The organism is Shewanella sp. SM69, from assembly GCF_025653985.1.
GTDB classification, from domain to species: Bacteria; Pseudomonadota; Gammaproteobacteria; order Enterobacterales; family Shewanellaceae; genus Shewanella; species Shewanella oncorhynchi.
Window position 1 is genome coordinate 205,462 of the sequence record NZ_JAKKRV010000003.1, and the last position, 15,273, is coordinate 220,734.

The window sequence follows — 15,273 nt, forward strand, 5'->3', positions numbered from 1 at the left end:
GGTATGTGACTTCCATTTATTCCCATAGGTATTGGTTTTTTCTTTTATCTTTAAACTTAAATCGAGGGTGTTATGGCTAAGATTATTAACGTGATTGGTCGCGAGATTATGGATTCTCGTGGTAACCCAACTGTTGAAGCCGAAGTACATTTAGAAGGTGGTTTTGTGGGTATGGCTGCGGCGCCTTCTGGCGCATCTACCGGTAGCCGCGAAGCGTTAGAATTACGTGATGGCGATAAGAGCCGTTATTTAGGCAAAGGCGTATTAACCGCTGTTGCTAACGTAAACGGTGTCATCCGCGCTGCATTATTAGGCAAAGATGCGACGGCACAAGCTGAGCTTGATCAAATCATGATCGACTTAGATGGCACAGAAAACAAAGACAAGTTAGGCGCAAACGCGATTCTGGCTGTGTCTTTAGCGGCTGCTAAAGCAGCAGCAGCATCTAAAGGTATTCCTTTATACGCGCATATCGCTGAATTAAACGGTACACCAGGCCAATATTCTATGCCTGTGCCTATGATGAACATCTTAAACGGTGGCGAGCACGCGGATAACAACGTTGATATCCAAGAATTCATGGTGCAACCTGTTGGCGCGAAAACTTTCCGTGAAGCACTGCGCATGGGCGCTGAAATCTTCCATACGCTGAAAAAAGTATTGCACGACAAAGGTCTAAGCACTTCTGTGGGTGACGAAGGTGGTTTTGCACCTAACTTAGCGTCAAACGCTGATGCGTTAGCCATTATCAAAGAAGCGGTTGAACTGGCTGGCTACAAGTTAGGTACTGATGTGACGTTAGCGCTGGATTGTGCTGCATCTGAATTCTACAAAGACGGCAAATACGATTTAGCGGGCGAAGGCAAAGTCTTCGACTCGAACGGTTTCTCTGATTTCTTAAAATCATTGGCTGACCAATACCCAATCGTGTCTATCGAAGATGGTTTAGACGAATCAGATTGGGATGGTTGGGCTTACCAAACTCAAATTATGGGCGATAAGATCCAATTAGTGGGCGACGATTTATTCGTTACTAACACTAAAATCTTAACCCGTGGTATTGAAAACGGTATTGCTAACTCAATCCTTATCAAGTTTAACCAAATTGGTTCATTGACTGAGACTTTAGCGGCTATTCGTATGGCGAAAGAAGCGGGTTATACCGCCGTGATTTCACACCGTAGTGGTGAGACTGAAGATTCAACCATTGCTGACTTAGCCGTGGGTACTGCTGCTGGTCAAATCAAAACCGGTTCACTGTGTCGTTCTGACCGTGTCGCTAAATACAACCAATTGCTGCGCATCGAAGAGCAATTAGGTGAAAAAGCCCTATACCGTGGTTTGAAAGAGATCAAAGGTCAGGCGTAATTTAATATTTGATGTAAAAAGGCCACCACTTGGTGGCCTTTTTTGTTGTACTATCTGCTGTATATTTTTTTAATCCAAGATACTGACGCTAATTCCTCCATGAAATTTTTTGTCATTGCACTCATAGTGCTACTCGGTGTACTGCAATTCCGTCTTTGGTCGGGAGGTAATAGTCTTCCTGAATATTTCGTTCTGCAAAAACAAATTGCCGCCCAGCAAGAAGGTAACGCCAAACTCAATGAGCGTAACCAAGTGCTGAAGGAAGAAATCATCGATCTGAAAAGTGGTACAGAAGCCATCGAAGAGCGCGCACGCAACGAACTTGGCATGGTTAAAGAAGGCGAGACCTTCTATCGCGTCGTGGGTGGTGAGCGCTCGGTATCGAGTCCATCTCAGTAATATGGAGTTAGGATGACAGAGCTAGGACATTTAGATCTTGGATTAAATGAACAATCCAATCCCGATAGTCAATCTGATCTGGTAACACAAATTGAATTGCAGCGCCAAGCTGAGCATGTCACTCAAGCTGTGGTTGCCATCGTTCCTGCTGCGGGCATAGGTAGCCGTATGGGCGCCGACAGACCTAAGCAATATCTTGAGGTGTGCGGCCAGAGTATTCTTGCTCATACCTTAGATAAGCTCTTGTCCCATCCGCACATTTCTCAAGTGATCGTCGCCTTACATTCGAACGATACTATCTTCGATACCTTGCCACAGGCCGTGCACCCCAAATTGATTACAGTATTAGGTGGCGGTGAGCGCGCTGATTCTGTGTTGGCGGCGCTGCAAATTGCGCCCGAGCACAGTTGGGCCTTAGTGCATGATGCGGCAAGACCTTGTTTAACCGCGACGGATATCGACAAGTTACTCGCATCTAGAGTGCAATTCCCCCAAGGTGCTATTTTGGCAATGCCTGTACGCGATACCATGAAGCGCGCGAATAAACAGGGTGAAATCAGTGCCACTGTGTGCCGCGATAATTTATGGCATGCATTGACGCCGCAGTTATTTCCAGCGCAGCAATTAAAAAATTACCTCAATGCGGCTCTGGCTGCAGGTGCGGTAGTCACAGATGAGGCTTCGGCGATGGAATGGGCGGGGATATCACCCGGACTCGTTTCGGGCCGTGCTGATAATATAAAAGTAACGCATCCCGACGATTTAGGGCTAGCCGAACTGTTTTTGATGCGTGCCGTTAAATAGTCATAATCAAAGTAAAATAATACGTTAGGAATATTAAATGAAAATCCGTATCGGCCATGGTTTCGATGTGCATAAATTTGGTGCGGCGCGGCCACTGATCCTTTGTGGCGTGGAAGTGCCCTATGAAACAGGCCTAGTCGCTCACTCTGATGGTGATGTGGTACTGCATGCGATTTCCGATGCCATCCTCGGTGCTTTAGCGCTCGGTGACATAGGAAAACATTTCCCCGATACCGATGCCGCCTATAAGGGTGCCGATAGCCGCGTATTGCTGCGTCATTGCTATGCTTTAGCGAGAGCGAAAGGCTTTGTGCTCGGCAATCTTGACGTCACTATCATAGCCCAAGCTCCTAAAATGGCACCGCACATAGAGGCAATGCGCCAGATATTAGCCGCCGATTTAACCGCGGAACTTGACGATATTAATGTCAAAGCGACCACGACTGAACAGCTTGGATTTACCGGGCGTAAAGAAGGTATTGCGGTAGAAGCCGTGGTACTTATGGCCCGCAAACACGATTAACTTAAGAGTAAAAAAGTCCCATGAGCGAATTACATTATCTGTATGGTAAGCCTTTAGGTACAGCAGATCTAAGAACCCAAAATAGCGATTTTATCGTGAAAGAGATTTTGCCTTTTAGCCCGACGGGTGAAGGGGAACATCATATGCTGCATGTACGCAAAGAAGGGCTAAATACAGTACAAGTCGCTGAAATGATCGCTAAGTTTGCTAAGGTGCATCCAAAGGAAGTGACCTACGCTGGGCAAAAAGATAAAAATGCCATCACAGAACAATGGTTCGGTGTGCGTATTCCTGGTAAAGAAACGCCTACTTGGAAGGAGCTCAATAGCGATCGTTTGACCATATTGTCGAGCAGCCGCCACAGCAAGAAACTGCGAATTGGTGCCTTAGTCGGTAACCGCTTTATTCTTACCCTGAGAAATGTCACCCAAGTGGAAGACATTATCAGTCGTATCGAAAAGGTCGCTCAAGTGGGCGTGCCCAATTACTTTGGTGAGCAGCGCTTTGGTCACGATGGCAAAAACTTAGTGTTTGGTCGCCAAATGATGGCGGGTAAAAAAGTCAAAGACAGAAATAAGCGCAGCATGTATTTGTCTGCCGTGCGCTCAAATCTGTTTAACACTGTGGTGTCATATCGTTTAGCCAACCATGGCACTAAGCCTTTAGCGGGTGATTGTGTGATGTTAGCGGGCAGCAAAAGCTTCTTCGTGACGCCTGAATGGGATCTCATCGTATTGAAGCGTCTGATTGAAAAAGACATTCAACTTTCTGCACCATTGTGGGGGCGCGGCATGATGTTACCCCAAGGTGAAGCTGCTGAGGTGGAAACCTTAGCCATGAGTGAGTTAGCTGACGATTGCTATGGTTTAGAGCACGCCGGATTAGAGCAAGAACGCCGTCCGTTACTGCTTGAGCCCCAAGGCCTTAAATACGAACAAACCGCCGATGGCTTAGTGCTGGAGTTTGTGTTACCTGCGGGCAGTTTTGCAACATCGTTATTGAGAGAGTTAGTTAATTATCAAGATGTTAAAGAGCAGCAATGGCAAGCGACATTGGTGCAGGAGCCTGCGCCTGAGGTAATTAACGCTAACGTAGTTGCTAACACTGATACTGTTAAGACTGAAGCAGAGTCATGATCCGTATCCTTGTTAGCAATGATGATGGGATTAATGCTCCAGGTATCAAAGCCTTATCTGAGGCTTTGGCTGAAATTGCGACAGTGCTGACTGTGGGGCCGGATCGAAATTGCTCTGGTGCGAGCAACTCATTAACCTTGACTAATCCATTAAGAATTAATAGGTTAGATAATGGCTATATTTCCGTTCACGGTACACCGACAGATTGCGTCCATTTGGCTATCCGAGAATTATGTGATGGCGAACCTGATATGGTGGTGTCTGGCATCAATGCGGGGGCAAATATGGGCGATGACACCTTATATTCGGGGACGGTTGCCGCTGCAATGGAAGGACGCTTTTTAGGTTTTCCTGCAATAGCGATTTCGCTTAATGGCCGTAAATTCGAACACTATCAATCGGCTGCTGTTTATGCTCGGCGGATAGTTCAAGGTTTGTTGGCCCAGCCTTTGGCAAAAGATCAGATCTTAAATGTGAATGTGCCTGACTTGCCACTTGATCAAATTAAAGGGATCAAAGTGACTCGCCTCGGTGCTCGTCATAAGGCCGAAGGCATAGTGCGAACGCAAGATCCTGCCGGACGTGAAATCTTCTGGCTTGGTCCACCGGGACAAGAGCAGGATGCCACAGAGGGAACTGATTTTCATGCTATCGCCAATGGCTATGTTTCAATTACGCCCTTGACGGTTGATTTAACCGCCTACGGACAACTAACGGCATTGCAAAATTGGGTAGATAAAATATGACTCGAGTTGCCTTAACATCGGCGGTGAATTTAGCTAAAAAGCTTCAAGATGCGGGGATCCGTAATCAAGCCGTGTTAAAGGCGATATCGCATACGCCGCGAGAAATGTTTCTCGATAATGCGCTAGCCCATAAAGCCTATGAAAATACGGCTTTGCCAATTGGACAAGGGCAAACCATTTCGCAGCCTTATATTGTTGCCCGTATGAGCGAACTCTTACTGCACAAGATGCCACAGCGAGTGTTAGAAGTGGGGACGGGATCGGGCTATCAGGCAGCCATTTTGGCTCAATTGGTGCCTCAGCTTTGTACTATCGAACGGATCAAAGGTTTACAAATTCAAGCAAGACAGCGTTTAAAACGATTAGATTTGCATAATGTGTCGTTCAAATATGGTGATGGTTGGTTGGGATGGGCTAATCGTAGTCCGTTCGATGCCATTATGGTGACTGCGGCGGCGGCGACTATACCAGAAGCTTTATTGTCTCAGTTGGCTGATGGAGGGGTGTTAGTCTTACCTGTGGGAGAGGATACTCAGCAATTGATGCGTATTACGCGTAATGCTGACCGCTTTAGTTTTGAAACCATTGAAACGGTTAAATTTGTACCTTTAATTAATGGAGAGTTAGCTTAACTTTGTGTTGTGCTACTGTGTTAAGCGAAGTGCTTGTTTTGCACAGAAGGCGTCATTTTCTCATCATAAACAGTAATACAACTTTACCAAGGAGTTTTTATTGTTGAATGCGGGTTTACTCTTAAACCTTTGCTTTATATTTCTGCTTGTAGGCTGTAGCTTTCAGGCCAGCAGACCCGCACCCGTCGAAAATATTTCCCATAGCTATTCTAAAAATAGCAAAGGCCACATTAAATCGAATTCATATAAAGTTAAAAAAGGCGACACTCTCTACTCTATTTCTTGGGCTGCAGGGAAAGACTTTTCTGAAATAGCTAAACTTAATCAATTAGATAACCCTTATACAATTTACCCTGGACAGATTTTATATTTAACTCATGCTAAATCTAGTAACCAATCAAAATCTACGACTTTAGATGGAAATATAACGGGTGATTCAGATGTTAACTCAAGTAAAAGTGATAAAAAACAATTAGATGATAAGGTTTATCAGTCTAATGCTAAGTCAAGTGACGATCTGAAAAAAACACTTGATCAGAAAGCTAAGCCCGCGTACCTTGTAACAAGTTCCCAACAAAATGTTAACCAACTAATGGTTCCACCCACCTCAACACTGCCAGCCAGTGTGAGTCAGTGGCAGTGGCCAGTAAGAGGGAAGTTAATCGGAACTTATTCTGCCAATGAGCAGGGAAATAAAGGTATTAAGATCGCGGGAAATCGGGGAGATATCATCAAAGCTGCTGCAGATGGGCGGGTGGTATACGCAGGAAGTGCTCTTAGGGGTTACGGTAATTTAGTGATTATTAAACATAGTGACGATTACCTTAGTGCTTATGCTCATACGGACAAGATCTTAGTCAAAGAAAAGCAACATGTCCTCGCAGGGCAGACTGTTGCAAAAATGGGCAATACAAGTGCCAATCGGGTAATGTTACATTTTGAAATTCGTTACCATGGACAGTCTGTAAACCCACTTACTTATTTACCTAAACAATGATTGTTTGGGGCCTTGTTGGCAAATGGAGGATAGGAAATTGCACTAATTCAGCAGTTTAATTAGGTTTGGGAGATTTGATCATGAGCCGCATAAATAGCACTGCCGCAGAAGCACTAGTAGATTTTTCCGTAGAAACCGTAGACTTTGATCTTGAAAAAGAAGAAGTTGCCACCGATCTAGTCCAAGAGCTAGGAATAGAACAACAGGTCCAAGATGACCTGCAAAAAAATCTTGATGCCACTCAACTTTATCTAGGTGAGATTGGTTTTTCCCCACTGCTTAGCGCAGAAGAAGAAGTTTACTTTTCCCGTAAGGCCTTAAAAGGTTGTGCAAAATCCCGTAATCGCATGATCGAAAGTAATTTACGTCTCGTCGTAAAAATTGCACGTCGTTACAATAACCGCGGCTTAGCACTGCTCGATCTTATCGAAGAGGGTAATTTAGGTCTAATTCGTGCCGTAGAAAAGTTTGACCCAGAAAGAGGTTTTCGTTTTTCAACCTATGCGACTTGGTGGATCAGACAGACGATTGAACGCGCTATCATGAATCAAACTCGTACTATTCGTTTGCCGATTCATGTTGTTAAAGAACTCAACGTATACTTGCGCACAGCCCGCGAATTAGCACAAAAACTGGATCATGAACCTACAGCGGAAGAAATTGCTGAAAAACTGCAAGTTTCTAGCTCTGATGTGAGCCGCATGCTTAAGCTGAATGAAAAAATTACCTCTGTTGATACGCCTTTGGGGGGCGATAACGAGAAAGCATTATTAGATGTACTGGCCGATGATGATAGTGTTGGCCCTGACTATAAAGTGCAAGATGAAGACATCTCTAACTCGGTTGTGAAATGGCTTAACGAGTTGAACACAAAACAAAGAGAAGTATTAGCCCGTCGTTTTGGTTTGTTAGGTTATGAACCTTCTACGCTTGAAGATGTGGGGGCTGAAATTGGTTTAACCCGTGAACGTGTTCGTCAAATCCAAGTGGAAGCATTAAAACGCTTACGTGATTTATTGGGTTCTCAAGGTTTATCTGTTGAAGCTTTATTTAGAAACTAATATCTGTCTTCTGGTGCCTTTCAGAGAAGCTATCCAGAAAATGTACTTAGTGTGAGATCTCGTCATAAAGTAAAACGCCCACTATAGAGTGGGCGTTGTTATTTTTAGGCTTTTATTTAGATCACCTGATGTCTAGCTCAAGCGTTTCAGCTCATAGAGCAAATCAAGCGCCTGTTTTGGCGTTAAGTTATCGGGATTAATGCTACTTAATTTAGTCAAAGCTGGATTTTCAACCGGTTCAGGTAAAGCGAGTAAGCTTTGAATGGGCGTCCTCGTTCCTTCTGGTTGATGATCGCGACTCTCCAATTGTTGCAATTTATGTTTCGCTGCTTTAATCACTTTGTTTGGCACGCCGGCAAGCGCCGCAACTTGTAAGCCGTAGCTTTTACTGGCTGCACCTTCCTGTACCGCATGCATAAAGGCGATGGTATCTTCATGCTCAATGGCATCAAGGTGCACATTGTAAACACCTGCCATTAAGTCAGGTAATTGAGTTAGCTCAAAATAATGGGTGGCGAATAGGGTCATAGCCCCGACTTGCTGGGCTAAATATTCCGCCGCCGACCAAGCTAGCGATAAACCATCATAGGTGGATGTTCCACGGCCGATTTCATCCATTAACACTAAACTACTGGCAGTGGCATTGTGCAGGATGTTGGCAGTTTCAGTCATTTCTACCATAAAGGTTGAGCGGCCAGAGGCCAGATCGTCTGATGCGCCAATACGGGTAAATATACGATCAATCGGGCCAATCAGGGCGCCATCTGCTGGAACAAAACAACCAATATGGGCCATCAGTGTAATCAAGGCGACTTGACGCATATAGGTCGATTTACCGCCCATGTTGGGTCCGGTGACAATCAACATACGTCTTTGATTGTGCAAGGTCACTGGGTTAGCGATAAACGGCGTTTGGCTAACACGTTCCACCACTGGGTGGCGACCAGCCTCTATTTGTACTCCGATATTTTGGCTCAGCTCTGGACAAGTGTAGCCTAAGGTTTCGGCACGCTCGGCAAAGTTACTCAACACATCAAGCTCAGCCGCCGCTCGAGCAAAGGCTTGTAATTCATGCAATTTTGGCAGAATAAGATCGAATAACTGTTCCCATAACTGCTTTTCGAGTGCCAGGGCTTTACCTTGGCTCGAGAGGACTTTTTCTTCATATTCCTTAAGTTCGGGCGTGATATAACGCTCCATATTCTTAAGTGTTTGGCGTCGTTGATAATTGAGCGGTACTTGTGAGGATTGCAGGCGGCTTACTTCGATGTAATAGCCGTGTACGCGGTTATAGCCGACTTTAAGTGTATTGATGCCAGTACGTTCTTTTTCTCTGGCTTCAAGTTGTACTAAGTAATCACTCGCTCCTTCGCTCAGACCGCGCCATTCATCTAGTTCGCTGTTGTAGCCTTCACGGATCACCCCGCCATCGCGGATAAGCATAGGTGGATTATCGACTATCGCGCGCTCAAGTAGGGCTTGCTCAGCGGGGAACTCACCTAAGTGTTGACGCAATTGAGTCGTGTGCGGCGCGCTCAGTGTACTTAAACTCTGTTGTAATTCAGGCAATAAGCCCAGAGCTTGACGTAAACGTGCAAAGTCCCTTGGACGGGCAGTGCGCAGGGCTAACCTTGCCATGATACGTTCGATATCGCCAAGTGCCTTTAACTGCTCATGCAAACCTTCGTGGGCTGCGGTATCGAGGAGTTCAGTCACCGCCTGTTGGCGCGCCTTAATTTGCTTAGGATCTCGCAGAGGCTGATGGATCCAGCGTTGTAACATACGACTGCCCATAGGCGTTGCCGTGTTATCTAATACTGCGGCTAAGGTATTATCGCGGCCACCGGCAAGGTTTTGAGTGAGTTCTAGATTTCGGCGAGTTGCCGCATCGAGTACTATGCTATCGGTTTGATTGAAGCGGATAATGGCATTGATATGGGGCAGTGCCGTGCGCTGTGTGTCTTTGACATATTGCATCAAGCAACCCGCAGCTTGCAGTGATAAACGTGCATCTGCGATACCAAAACCATGTAAGTCTTTAGTGCCGAACTGGGCCAGTAGTAACTTGATACTCGTATCGTAATCAAATTCCCATTCAGGGCGACGACGTTTACCTTTAAAACCGTTAAGTAGACCTAGTTCGCCAAAGTCTTCACTGTAGAGGATTTCAACGGGATTAGTGCGTTGCAATTCCGCTTCTAATGACTCTCGCGTGTCGAGCTCTGCAATCACAAAACGTCCGGATGAAACATCTAATGTGGCATAACCAAAACCGACTTTACCTTGATAAACCGCGGCTAACAGATTGTCTTGGCGTTCTTGTAGCAACGCTTCGTCGGTTAAGGTGCCTGGTGTGACAATTCGCACCACTTTACGTTCTACGGGCCCTTTAGATGTCGCGGGATCGCCAATCTGTTCGCAAATCGCAACTGATTGACCAATTTGAACTAATTTTGCAAGATAGCCTTCCACAGCATGGTAAGGAAGTCCCGCCATCGGAATAGGATCGCCACCACTTTTACCGCGCGCAGTGAGTGAAATGCCTAATAGCTCAGAAGCGCGTTTAGCATCGTCATAAAACAACTCGTAGAAGTCACCCATGCGATAAAACAGCAACATATCGTGATGTTCTGCTTTCATCGTCAAGTACTGACGCATCATAGGAGTATGTTTTTCTAAATCATCGGTATCAATTACATTCATTAAATCGTTATCGTCCGTTGTGACTGCCTAAAGGCGATACAGTTTGTGTGGTTAAGGGTGATTAAGCGCTATGGAAGCGGAAGACTGCTGTACAATTTTCAGCTAAAAAGACCACGCAAAATTTGTTGCGCCAATCTTAGCAATAATTTAGCGAAAATTGAGCCCTTAACGATGGATATTGATCAAAGGGAGCTATTATCTGATTTAATATTCGCTAAAACCTTGGCCATATTAAAAATCCTATCAGCTAAAAATAATTCAGTCACAGGTCTTGATACTGTATGATTGTACAGTATACTAGTCAGCAGAATTAAGACAAAAAGCGCGGCTTTTTGAATTACCCGTTTGTAAATTAAATATCACTTTTGACAGCTTAATGCTTGTCTTGATGAGGGAACAGGAATGAAGGTCGATCCAAATAAAGAGAAAGCACTTGCTGCGGTATTGATCCAAATTGAGAAACAATTTGGTAAAGGCTCCATCATGAAGCTGGGCGAAGATCGCTCTATGGATGTTGAGACCATTTCTACCGGTTCTCTGTCTCTGGACGTTGCTTTAGGTGCTGGCGGTTTGCCAATGGGTCGTATAGTTGAGATCTATGGTCCTGAATCATCAGGTAAAACAACACTGACTTTAGAAGTGATTGCCGCAGCGCAACGTGAAGGCAAAACCTGTGCCTTTATAGATGCAGAGCATGCACTAGACCCTATTTATGCTAAAAAATTGGGCGTAGATATTGATAACCTGCTGTGTTCACAACCGGATACCGGCGAGCAAGCGCTTGAGATTTGTGATGCTTTAACTCGCTCAGGCGCTGTTGACGTTATCGTAGTCGACTCAGTGGCGGCATTAACGCCTAAAGCTGAAATCGAAGGCGAAATTGGTGATTCTCACATGGGCTTAGCGGCGCGTATGATGAGCCAAGCCATGCGTAAACTTGCGGGTAACTTAAAGCAATCTAACACCTTACTTATCTTCATCAACCAAATTCGGATGAAGATTGGTGTGATGTTCGGTAACCCAGAAACTACAACCGGTGGTAACGCGCTGAAGTTTTATGCTTCTGTTCGTTTAGACATTCGCCGCACTGGTGCCATTAAAGACGGCGATGAAGTGGTCGGTAACGAAACTCGCGTTAAAGTGGTGAAAAACAAGGTTGCAGCGCCGTTTAAGCAGGCTGAGTTCCAAATCCTTTATGGCCAAGGTATTAACCGTACTGGTGAGTTAGTAGACTTAGGCGTAGCCCATAAGTTGATTGAAAAAGCGGGCGCTTGGTACAGCTATAAAGGTGATAAAATCGGCCAAGGCCGTGCTAATGCTGGCAAATATCTGACTGAAAACCCTGCTATTGCTGCTGAAATTGACAAGACGCTACGTGAGTTGCTTTTGAGTAATCCGAGTGCCTTGGCTGCCAAAGCTGATGATAGTACTGAGGACAATATTGATTTAGAGACAGGCGAAGTATTCTGAGTCAGTCAGCCCATCAAATTGCGGTCGCGCTGTTAGCGCGCCGCGATTATTCCCGTTTACAAATCCGCGATAAATTGCTCGAAAAAGGTTTCGAACTTAACGATATCGAACCTGTACTCGATGCTTGCGAATCCTCCGGTTTTATTAATGATGCTCGTTATGCCGAACTGTTGGTGCGAAGCCACATCAGTCGAGGCCACGGTGCAATACGCATCCGCCAAGCAATCGCACAGAAAGGCTTATCTAAAGACTGTATTGAAGCCGCTTTGGTTAATTGTGATTGTGACTGGTTTGAGCTAGCAAAAGATAAAGCCACCAAAAAATACGGCATTCCCCGTGTGACAGAAGTGAAGGGCTCTAAAGCTCGGGATCTCATCGCAAAGGAAAAGGCCAAACGAGTGCGTTTTTTAATGGGCCAAGGCTTTAGCTACGATCAAATCACTTACGCACTAGATTCAGATCCCAATGATCTCGATGAAGATTATTAAATTTGAAGCTAAGACTGTAAAAGCTCATCTAAATATCATCAAAGGGTCTTGTCCATTTCGTACTCCACATTAGACTCACTTGCTTAAATATTGTCCGTGCCGCGATAAACTTACACCGTCTTTATTTGTGCTTTATCCTGTCGTTTTGCTTCTAGTGACTCTGGTGTGGGCGATTCACGCTAAAATATTAAATTCCTGATGTGTATATCACCAATCAAGACTGGTCGTCCTTCCTTAGTCTGCTTATAATGCTGGGCAAATAGAAATACGGCTAGCCTAAGGCGTAGCTGGTAATGCTTACCCAATTCAGGATGATTTCATGTATCAAACTACAGCAGAGCTCAGAAGCGCTTTCCTCGAATTTTTCCGCAGCAATGGTCATCAAGTTGTGGACAGTAGTTCATTAGTGCCAGGCAACGATCCCACACTTTTATTTACCAATGCAGGCATGAACCAGTTCAAGGACGTGTTTCTTGGCATGGACAAACGCAATTATACGCGTGCGACCACTGCTCAACGTTGTGTACGCGCCGGTGGTAAACATAACGATTTGGATAACGTTGGCTACACAGCACGTCATCACACCTTTTTCGAAATGCTAGGTAACTTCAGTTTTGGTGATTATTTCAAAGAAGAAGCGATTCGTTTGGGTTGGACTTTTTTAACTGAAACGTTAAAGCTGCCTAAGGAACGTCTGTGCGTCACTATTTATCAGACAGATGATGAAGCCTTTGAAATCTGGAATAAAAAAATTGGTGTCGCTGCCGAGAACATCATACGTATCGGTGACAATAAAGGTGCTGCCTTTGCGTCAGATAACTTCTGGCAAATGGGTGATACCGGTCCTTGTGGTCCATGTACTGAGATTTTTTATGACCATGGTGATCATATTTGGGGCGGACGTCCTGGCAGTCCTGAAGAGGATGGTGATCGTTTCATCGAAATCTGGAACATCGTTTTCATGCAGTACAACCGTCAAGCATCGGGTGAAATGTTACCTTTGCCTAAGCCCTCGGTTGATACAGGCATGGGGATTGAGCGTATTGCTGCGATTATGCAGGGCGTACATTCTAACTACGAAATCGATATTTTCCGTACTTTGATTGCTAAAGCCGCAGAGGTCATTGGTGTTAGTGACTTATCTGAAAAGTCGCTGCGAGTCATTGCCGATCATATCCGTTCATGTGCATTTTTAATTGCCGATGGCGTTATGCCGTCGAACGAAGGCCGTGGTTATGTGCTGCGCCGTATTATTCGCCGCGCAGTTCGCCATGGTAACAAGTTAGGTGCGACCGAAGCTTTCTTCTACAAGCTGGTTCCGTCTTTGATTGCGGTGATGGGCGATGCAGCAAAAGGGTTAGCTGAGACTCAAGCGATTGTTGAAAAAGCACTGAAAGCGGAAGAAGAGCAATTTGCTCGTACGCTTGAACGTGGTTTAGGCATTTTAGATACTGCCTTAAACGAGTTGAAAGGTGACACCTTAGACGGTGAAACCGTATTTAAGCTGTATGACACCTATGGCTTCCCAATGGATTTGACCGCTGATGTCTGCCGTGAGCGCAACATCATTGTCGATGAAGCCGGTTTCGAAGTCGCCATGGCTGAACAACGTAGCCGTGCACAAGCTGCCGGTAACTTTGGTGCAGATTATAACGCTGCGCTGAAAATTGATGCTGAAACTGCATTCAGTGGTTACACCGAATTAGCGGGTCAAGCTAAGGTCACCGCGATTTATCAAAATGGTGAGTCAGTGACGGCGATCAAAGCGGGTGATGAAGCCGTTGTCGTGCTCGATGTAACACCTTTCTACGCGGAATCTGGCGGTCAAGTCGGCGATAAAGGCCAATTGGTTGCGAACGGTATTGAGTTTACGGTAAACGATACGCAAAAGTATGGTCAAGCAACGGGCCATCAAGGTGTTTTGGCTACAGGTAGCTTGAGCGTTGGCCAAGTTATTGAAGCGAAAGTGGACAAAAAACTGCGTCACCGTACTCAGTTAAACCATTCTGTTACGCATTTACTGCATGCTGCACTGCGTCAAGTGCTCGGTACTCATGTCTCGCAAAAAGGTTCTTTGGTTGATCCAGAGCGTTTACGTTTTGACTTCTCCCATTTCGAAGGCGTAAAAGCTGCTGAATTAAAAGAAGTTGAAGAATTAGTTAACACTCAAATTCGTCGTAACCATGAGCTGAAAACCGCTGAAATGGGCATAGATGAAGCTAAAGAGAAAGGCGCTATGGCACTCTTTGGTGAGAAATATGATTCACAAGTGCGTGTTGTGACTATGGGCGATTTCTCTATCGAATTATGTGGCGGTACACATGTGGGTCGCACTGGCGATATCGGCTTATTCAAAATCACCTCTGAAGCGGGTATTGCAGCGGGTGTACGTCGTATCGAAGCCGTGACTGGCGCTGCTGCTATGGCTTATGTGGCGCAGCAACAAGCTGAACTGGAAGAAGCCGCTGCCTTATTGAAAGGCGATGCCAACTCAGTGGTGGCTAAGTTAAAAGCGCAGCTCGACAAAATGAAGCAACTCGAAAAAGAAATGGCGCAGTTGAAAGATAAGCTAGCGGCCGCAGCGAGTGCAGACTTAGTGGGCGATGCCGTTGTAGTTAATGGCGTTAACGTACTGATCAAAAAATTAGACGGCGTTGAGGCAAGTTCATTACGTGGCTTGCAAGATGAATTAAAACAGAAATTGAAATCGGCCATTATCGTTCTTGGCACTGCGCAGGAAGGGAAAGTTAACCTGATCGCGGGTGTAAGTAACGATCTGATCGGTAAAGTCAAAGCGGGTGAGCTAGTCGCTATGGTCGCTGCACAAGTGGGCGGTAAAGGCGGTGGTCGTCCTGATATGGCTCAAGCGGGCGGTAGCCAGCCAGAAAATCTGGATGCGGCATTGGCTCAAGTATTACCTTGGATTACTGAGCGTCTAGCTTAAGA

Annotated in this window: 13 protein-coding genes; 12 read left to right on the top strand and 1 reads right to left on the bottom strand. The window is 45.5% G+C overall.

The window, feature by feature from the left end; genetic code table 11:
- The first annotated feature begins 72 nt into the window (after positions 1-72).
- The 9 genes from eno (at position 73) to rpoS (ending at position 7,666) form a co-directional block, all read left to right on the top strand.
- A complete protein-coding gene (gene eno, locus L5M37_RS06780) occupies positions 73-1,368 on the top strand; it encodes a phosphopyruvate hydratase (protein WP_263199892.1) in 1,296 nt (431 codons plus the stop codon).
- Between the two features lie 99 nt (positions 1,369-1,467).
- Positions 1,468-1,767 (top strand): cell division protein FtsB, encoded by a 300-nt coding sequence (ftsB, locus tag L5M37_RS06785; RefSeq protein WP_105253074.1) that lies wholly within the window; start codon positions 1,468-1,470, stop codon positions 1,765-1,767.
- A 12-nt stretch (positions 1,768-1,779) separates the two neighbouring features.
- On the top strand, positions 1,780-2,571 hold the full coding sequence (gene ispD, locus L5M37_RS06790) for a 2-C-methyl-D-erythritol 4-phosphate cytidylyltransferase (RefSeq protein WP_212601489.1): 792 nt from the start codon (positions 1,780-1,782) through the stop codon (positions 2,569-2,571).
- Positions 2,572-2,608: 37 nt separating this feature from the next.
- Entirely contained in the window at positions 2,609-3,094 is a 486-nt protein-coding gene (ispF, locus tag L5M37_RS06795; RefSeq protein WP_168822943.1) for a 2-C-methyl-D-erythritol 2,4-cyclodiphosphate synthase, read from the top strand.
- Between the two features lie 20 nt (positions 3,095-3,114).
- Positions 3,115-4,230, top strand: coding sequence for a tRNA pseudouridine(13) synthase TruD (gene truD / locus L5M37_RS06800; RefSeq protein ID WP_263199894.1), 1,116 nt, complete (start codon positions 3,115-3,117; stop codon positions 4,228-4,230).
- A complete protein-coding gene (gene surE, locus L5M37_RS06805) occupies positions 4,227-4,976 on the top strand; it encodes a 5'/3'-nucleotidase SurE (RefSeq protein ID WP_105251808.1) in 750 nt (249 codons plus the stop codon). The genes truD and surE overlap by 4 nt, the downstream gene beginning before the upstream one ends.
- Positions 4,973-5,608 carry a protein-L-isoaspartate(D-aspartate) O-methyltransferase gene (locus L5M37_RS06810; protein WP_263199896.1) on the top strand — a complete coding sequence of 212 codons (636 nt, stop codon included), beginning with the start codon at positions 4,973-4,975 and terminating at the stop codon, positions 5,606-5,608. Before surE ends, L5M37_RS06810 begins: the two co-directional genes overlap by 4 nt.
- A gap of 100 nt (positions 5,609-5,708) precedes the next feature.
- On the top strand, positions 5,709-6,605 hold the full coding sequence (locus L5M37_RS06815; protein ID WP_263199898.1) for a peptidoglycan DD-metalloendopeptidase family protein: 897 nt from the start codon (positions 5,709-5,711) through the stop codon (positions 6,603-6,605).
- An 80-nt stretch (positions 6,606-6,685) separates the two neighbouring features.
- Positions 6,686-7,666, top strand: a complete 981-nt coding sequence (gene rpoS, locus L5M37_RS06820; RefSeq protein ID WP_028761361.1) for an RNA polymerase sigma factor RpoS — start codon at positions 6,686-6,688, stop codon at positions 7,664-7,666.
- 132 nt (positions 7,667-7,798) lie between these two features.
- Here the strand turns inward: rpoS and mutS are convergent, their stop codons facing one another.
- A complete protein-coding gene (gene mutS, locus L5M37_RS06825) occupies positions 7,799-10,369 on the bottom strand; it encodes a DNA mismatch repair protein MutS (protein WP_263199899.1) in 2,571 nt (856 codons plus the stop codon).
- A 402-nt stretch (positions 10,370-10,771) separates the two neighbouring features.
- Between mutS and recA the strand changes: the two genes are divergently transcribed.
- From recA to alaS, 3 genes are all read left to right on the top strand, one after another.
- Positions 10,772-11,839: a recombinase RecA gene (gene recA, locus L5M37_RS06830; RefSeq protein ID WP_105251812.1), complete on the top strand. Its 1,068-nt coding sequence runs from the start codon at positions 10,772-10,774 to the stop codon at positions 11,837-11,839.
- A 17-nt stretch (positions 11,840-11,856) separates the two neighbouring features.
- Positions 11,857-12,327 (top strand): regulatory protein RecX, encoded by a 471-nt coding sequence (locus L5M37_RS06835; RefSeq protein ID WP_375539965.1) that lies wholly within the window; start codon positions 11,857-11,859, stop codon positions 12,325-12,327.
- Between the two features lie 319 nt (positions 12,328-12,646).
- Entirely contained in the window at positions 12,647-15,271 is a 2,625-nt protein-coding gene (gene alaS, locus L5M37_RS06840) for an alanine--tRNA ligase (RefSeq protein WP_263195720.1), read from the top strand.
- Positions 15,272-15,273: the final 2 nt, after the last annotated feature.